At 47.1% G+C, this 6,000-nt stretch carries 5 protein-coding genes; all 5 read right to left on the bottom strand.

What is annotated here, in order from left to right; genetic code table 11:
- Window positions 1-132 precede the first annotated feature (132 nt).
- The 5 genes from ACN0R1_RS16130 to ACN0R1_RS16110 all read right to left on the bottom strand — a co-directional run bounded on the left by ACN0R1_RS16130 (window position 133) and on the right by ACN0R1_RS16110 (window position 5,983).
- The gene (locus ACN0R1_RS16130) at window positions 133-561 is read right to left on the bottom strand and encodes a universal stress protein (RefSeq protein ID WP_417584696.1); all 429 of its coding nucleotides are present in this window, start codon (window positions 559-561) and stop codon (window positions 133-135) included.
- A 50-nt stretch (window positions 562-611) separates the two neighbouring features.
- A complete protein-coding gene (locus ACN0R1_RS16125) occupies window positions 612-1,040 on the bottom strand; it encodes a universal stress protein (protein WP_417584694.1) in 429 nt (142 codons plus the stop codon).
- An 11-nt stretch (window positions 1,041-1,051) separates the two neighbouring features.
- A complete protein-coding gene (locus tag ACN0R1_RS16120; RefSeq protein ID WP_417584692.1) occupies window positions 1,052-3,658 on the bottom strand; it encodes a TRAP transporter permease in 2,607 nt (868 codons plus the stop codon).
- A 177-nt stretch (window positions 3,659-3,835) separates the two neighbouring features.
- Window positions 3,836-4,816: a TAXI family TRAP transporter solute-binding subunit gene (locus ACN0R1_RS16115; protein WP_417584690.1), complete on the bottom strand. Its 981-nt coding sequence runs from the start codon at window positions 4,814-4,816 to the stop codon at window positions 3,836-3,838.
- Window positions 4,817-4,984: 168 nt separating this feature from the next.
- A complete protein-coding gene (locus ACN0R1_RS16110; RefSeq protein ID WP_417584688.1) occupies window positions 4,985-5,983 on the bottom strand; it encodes a TAXI family TRAP transporter solute-binding subunit in 999 nt (332 codons plus the stop codon).
- Window positions 5,984-6,000: the final 17 nt, after the last annotated feature.

Genomic DNA, 6,000 nt, shown 5'->3' with positions numbered 1-6,000 from the left:
CATTACCTGATTAATTTGTTAAAGAGCGGCTTGAGCTACCCGATGTGTTGGGCTGTTGTCTCAAGCGAGGTGCGTATAGTATAGATCAAAATCTGGCTGGTCAACGAATTTTTGCGAGTTTTTGTAGTTATTTTACCGGACGACTAAAACTGAACAGCAGGCTTGCTCAACTACCTTTGACGTCACTGAGCCTATAAGAATATTTTCTAGTTTAGAGTGACTATGACTGGGCAGCATAATCAGTTGAGGCTGCAATTCCCTTGCATACTTCAAAATTTCTTTATGCACCACACCCTCTGTGGTCTGTACAGAAAAGTCTGTTAATTGTGGTAATGCCTGCTTAACCAATAAGATCAAATCATCTTTCAATACAGACAACGCACTTTCCACCTCTTCTTTTGAGACATACGAAGCGAGTAATGGAACAGGCTTCCCCGGCAGTATGGACATGAAGTGCATGCACACTTCCTGTCCTCCAAGGTACTTCATAACCTTCATCAAACCCGCTATTGCAGCATCTCTATCCTGGAGATCAACAGGTAGCAAAACTTTTAGACTCATTTAATTATCCGTGATCCAAACACGCACAAAATAGCTGCCGAAACTTGTACTCAGCGCACCACCATCACCGATATATTACTATGCTTGACCACATGAGCTGAATTGGGTCCCAGCACATAGTCTGCGAATTTACGCTTGTTATGTGCTGCCATGACAATCAAGTCTGCATCGATTTCTTTAGCAATGGTTACAATCGTTTCCCACGGAGATCCGTCCGCTACTATTCGCTGAACTTTAATTTCTTCTGGTATGTTTTCCTTCACGAACTTCTTCAACTCCTCCTTGAGTAAGGCATGTGCTTTAGACGAGAAATCCTTAGGAAAGAAGGACCCCACCATTGGCATGGAAAAGTCGGGTATCACAGTGAGCACATGCAAAGAAGCATCATAGGTCTTGCATAAATTTAGAGCTACAGGCAAGGCACGCTTCCATGAGTTAGGCTCACTTAACACCACCGGCATTAATATTTTGTTATACATAGTTAAAACTCCTATGCCGCTGTAACAGTTTGACCAGCTTGCTCCTTACGAGCATGCCGGCGTCTTTGCAACCAGTAAACAAGGCCAAATAGCATAAATCCAGGTACCCATACCCACTCTTTAGCCCAACGATCAACTGGAGCACTTACCTCTACTATCTCTTGATCAAAGTCGAACCCTATGTCTGCAGCCAAGCTGCCAAACTCAACCATATCAACAAAGGCGCGATCACCATCTACATATAATTCAAGTCCTAAATTTTGCATACGCTCATCAGCTGTTTGACCACCGGGTACCGGAATCAGCCGATAAGTTAGCAACGGATCACCAAAATCATCTTCACCGGCTACCTGGACACGCAGATTACTGCCTGAGTCAACCTTCATCAGAGCCTCGCTAAATTCAGCAGGTGGTACTGTCTGATAGGGATCATGAACCTTATCCATCCAATATCCCGGACGGAATAACGTAAATGCTACCAACAATAACAGCAGGGTTTCATACCAACGACTGCGAGTTAACATATAGCCCTGTGTAGCTGCAGCAAAAATCAACATCGCAATCGTCGACACGATAAATATTAATATCCCCTGCATTACAGTGACATCAATAAGCAACAGGTCAGTATTAAAAATGAACAAGAAGGGCAACGCCGCCGTTCGCATACTGTAATAGAAGGCCTGGAACCCGGTTCGAAGTGGATCTCCTCCCGAGACAGCCGCTGCCGCAAAGGAGGCCAACCCCACAGGTGGAGTTACATCCGCCATAATACCGAAATAAAATACGAATAAATGCACCGCTATCAAAGGCACCAACAGACCATTCTGCTGCCCTAGCATAACCACAACCGGAGCCATCAGTGCCGAAACAACAATATAATTTGCTGTTGTTGGCAAACCCATCCCCAAAATCAGGCTCAGCACAGCCGTGAGCAGCAGAATCAGCATCAGGTTACCCATAGCTAGAATTTCAACCACATCAGCCAGCACTAGACCTACCCCTGTCTGCGATACAGCCCCAACAACAATACCCGCCGTTGCTGTTGCTATGCCTATACCGATCATATTGCGAGCGCCTGTCACCAGGCCGCTCCACAAGTCACGCCCACCCTCTTTGAAGTCCTCCAGCGGCTTGCTACGGTCTCTAAACAAGGCAATCAGAGGGCGCTGTGTCAGCATAATAAAAATCATGAATACGGTTGCCCAGAAAGCAGAGAGCCCAGGCGACAGGCGCTCCACCATCAAACACCAGACCAACACAACAACCGGAAGTATATAATGTAACCCAACCATGACCGTTGGGCGTGTCTGTGGCAAGTTGACGACCTCTGAATTAGGGTCATCAAGTTCAAGCTCAGGATATCTCGCACTTAATTTCAGCAACCCCACATAGGCAATTGCCAAAGCCACAGAAACCACCCAAGGAGTAGCGTCCCCCAGCAGAGGCTTAAGCCAACCCAATCCATAGTAAACAGCAAAAGACAGTGCCATAACTAAAATAAGGCCAGTCATAAAGCTGATCACCTTATTGAGCAAGGGCCTTGCCGGGTTAGCCGATGGTAATCCCTGCATATTGGCTTTCAGGGCTTCAAGGTGAACGATATACATCAGCGCAATATATGAGATTACAGCTGGCAAAAAGGCATGCTTGATGACTTCCACATAAGATATACCGACATATTCAACCATCAAGAAGGCCGCAGCCCCCATAACCGGCGGCATAATCTGCCCATTGACCGATGCAGACACTTCAACTGCACCCGCTTTTTCCGAGCTGAAGCCTACGCGCTTCATCATCGGAATAGTGAAGGTACCTGTGGTTACTGTGTTTGCAATCGAGGAACCGGAAATCAAGCCTGTCATACCTGATGCAACAACGGCGGCTTTAGCTGGACCACCACGATAATGTCCAAGCAGAGAGAAGGCGACTTTTATAAAATAGTTGCCAGCACCAGCCTTATCCAGCAAGGCGCCAAACAGAACAAAGAGAAATACAAAGCTGGTTGAAACACCCAGCGCGATACCGAACACCCCCTGAGCAGTCAACCATTGATGGTTAATTAAACCATTTACACTGACACCACGATGAGCCAGGATGCCAGGCATATGCGGACCCAACAGGCTGTAGATAAGAAATACTGAAGCAACAACTACCAGTGGAGGCCCAAGCGCACGACGTGTCGCCTCCAACAACAACACCAATCCCATCACACCAATAATAACATCTTGAGTGAGCGGCGCTCCCGGGCGCCCGGATAGCTGCGTATAGAAAATATAGATATACAACGCACAAAATGCCGCGACCAGCCCTATAACCCAGTCAGGCAAAGGAATATGGTTACGAGGTGAACGCTTGAAGGCCGGGTAGGCCATAAAAGCCAGTGTCAGGGCAAAGGTCAGATGAATTGAGCGGGCTTCGGTTGAGTTAAAAACACCAAAGCCAACCATATAAGGCAAAGGTGATGCAATCCATAACTGAAACAGCGACCAAGCCGCAGCGATGCTAACCAACAACTTTCCCTGTATTCCATCAGGAGCCCGCGCACCCGTATCAGAAGCTGCTACCATTTCATCAAGATCAATTGCCGGCTTTGCTGGCTGATGCGTATCGTTAGTCATCTGTTTGCCCTGTAGTCATGTTCAGAGAGCCAAGGAAAGTTGAGGCTTGTGGCCTCTACTTCCTTATCGTTACAACTTAGCTAGAACTAAATAGTGCTAAATACTGGTATAGGGTACATCCTGTACAAAAAAATGCGCGCCGGATTAGGACGCGCATTTATTTAACTTATCGGCTAGTTACTCCTGCATCCAGCCACGCTCAACATAATAACGCATCGCGCCATCGTGAATAGGAGCAGTTAAACCATCGGCAATCATATCGGCTTCATTCAGGTTTGCGAAAGCAGGATGGAGACGCTTAAAGCGATCAAAGTTATCAAACACCGCTTTAACTGTCTGGTAAACGGTCTCTTCATCAACACCCGCATGACTAACAAAAGTAGCAGCTACACCGAAGGTCGATACATCTTCATCATTACCGCGGTAAAGACCACCAGGAATCACGGAACGAGTGTAATAAGGATAAGCATCAACAAGCTCATCTATTTCTGCACCTGACACAGATACCAGTTTTGCATCAACGGTCGTTGTAGCTTCCTGGATAGAACCATTCGGGTGACCAACTACATACACCATGGCATCAATGTTGTTATCTGCCAAAGCGGATGACTGTTCAGCCGCATCCAACTGTGATGCCAGAGCAAAATCATCTACCGTCCAACCCATGGCATTCATTACAACATCCATGGTATTGCGCTGACCTGAGCCAGGATTACCAATGTTAACCCGCTTACCTTTTAAGTCAGTGAAATCAGAAATTCCGGAATCAGAACGTGCAACAACGGTCAGAGGCTCACCGTGCATAGTGAACACTGAACGCATATCACCCCAAGCACCTTCTTCTTCAAAATTACCTTCACCATTATAGGCGCGGAAGTGAACATCTGACTGCACAACGCCCATATCCAACTCAGCGTTTTTCATACCATTAACGTTAGCTACTGAGCCACCAGTTGACGGCGCATTACAGCGAACACCATGCTCATCACTATTACGATTTACCATGCGGCAAACCGATTGGCCCACAACATAATAAACACCTGTTTGCCCACCAGTACCGATAGTAATAAATTTCTGTTCTGCGACAGCCTGGGTCGAGAAAGCAGTTGCACCAAGTACAATGCCGGTTACGGCGGCTGCTAGAGAAAGACGCTTCATATAACTTACCTCATCAGGTTTATATTTTATTTTGCTACCCAGACCCATCTGGCTGGGTTAATACACTAACCATTTACGCCTGCTGTCAGTCAGCAGAACTTTGCCTGCATCGCAGGATCATGTAACTAAAGTCTAAAAATAGCCCATTAAGCGCGAATTATCAAAGTATTATCTATCTTCTGGCAGGATAAGGCCCTTTTCTTCGTAAAAGCGCCTGGCACCCGGATGCAAAGGAGCCGTAAGTGCTTCCCGCACCATGGCTTCAGGCACCAGCTCTGCAAAAGCCGGATGCAAGCCCTTAAACGTATCAAAATCATCGAACACGGCTTTAACCAGCGCATAGATCACGTCATCTGGCACACGGGAGTGCGTAACCAGTGTTGCCACAACACCAAAAGAATAAATCTCACCGGCATTTCCCTTATAGATTCCGGCGGGAATCGATGAAATACGATAATAGCTGTGTTCTTCAACCAGTGAGCGAACCTGCTCATCATAAGCGCCAATAATATGTACATCACAAGTAGTTGTTGCTTCCTGAACTACACCGCTTGGATGTCCCACTGTGTACACAGTTGCATCTATGCGGTTATCACACAATGCACTGGCCTGCTCAACCGGCCCAAAGGTTCTTGCTTCCAGAAAATCATCCAACTCCCAACCCTTGGCCTCCATCAGCACCTGCATGGTAGCAAACTGTCCCGAGCCAGGATTGCCAATATTGACCCGCTTTCCCTTAAGATCATCGAGTGAGGTAATGCCAGAATCAGCTCGCGCCAATACAGTGAAGGACTCCGAATGCAGTGAAAAAACTGAGCGAAGTTCAGAGTCAGGACCATCAGAGGCAAAAGTGTCGGACGTTCCCATATAGGCATGGTGCTGCCAATCCGATTGTGCCAGACCCAGCTCTAGATCACCCGTCTGCAGGGCTTTCAGATTAATCACTGTTCCACCTGTAGCACGAACCGCACAACGTACTCCATGTTCAGATCGAGTGCGATTAACCAAACGACACACAGCGCCTCCAGCTGGGTAATACACACCCGTAACACCACCGGTTCCGATAGTTACCGCACTGCTCATTCCGGGGTCCGATTGTGCAAACACGGCGGTGCTCAACCCAGCTAGCAGAAAAATTCCTATGGTTGACTTATACTTACTCAACATCTTTATTTTCCATACTG

The sequence above is a fragment of the Nitrincola sp. genome (assembly GCF_048264025.1).
GTDB lineage: Bacteria > Pseudomonadota > Gammaproteobacteria > Pseudomonadales > Balneatricaceae > Nitrincola.
This window is presented reverse-complemented; position numbering and strand designations above follow the sequence as displayed.

Coding starts and splice junctions, on each gene's coding strand:
- ACN0R1_RS16110 (WP_417584688.1), bottom strand. CDS start 5,983: ATGTTGAGTAAGTATAAGTCAACCATAGGAATTTTTCTGCTAGCTGGG.
- ACN0R1_RS16130 (WP_417584696.1), bottom strand. CDS start 561: ATGAGTCTAAAAGTTTTGCTACCTGTTGATCTCCAGGATAGAGATGCT.
- ACN0R1_RS16115 (WP_417584690.1), bottom strand. CDS start 4,816: ATGAAGCGTCTTTCTCTAGCAGCCGCCGTAACCGGCATTGTACTTGGT.
- ACN0R1_RS16120 (WP_417584692.1), bottom strand. CDS start 3,658: ATGACTAACGATACGCATCAGCCAGCAAAGCCGGCAATTGATCTTGAT.
- ACN0R1_RS16125 (WP_417584694.1), bottom strand. CDS start 1,040: ATGTATAACAAAATATTAATGCCGGTGGTGTTAAGTGAGCCTAACTCA.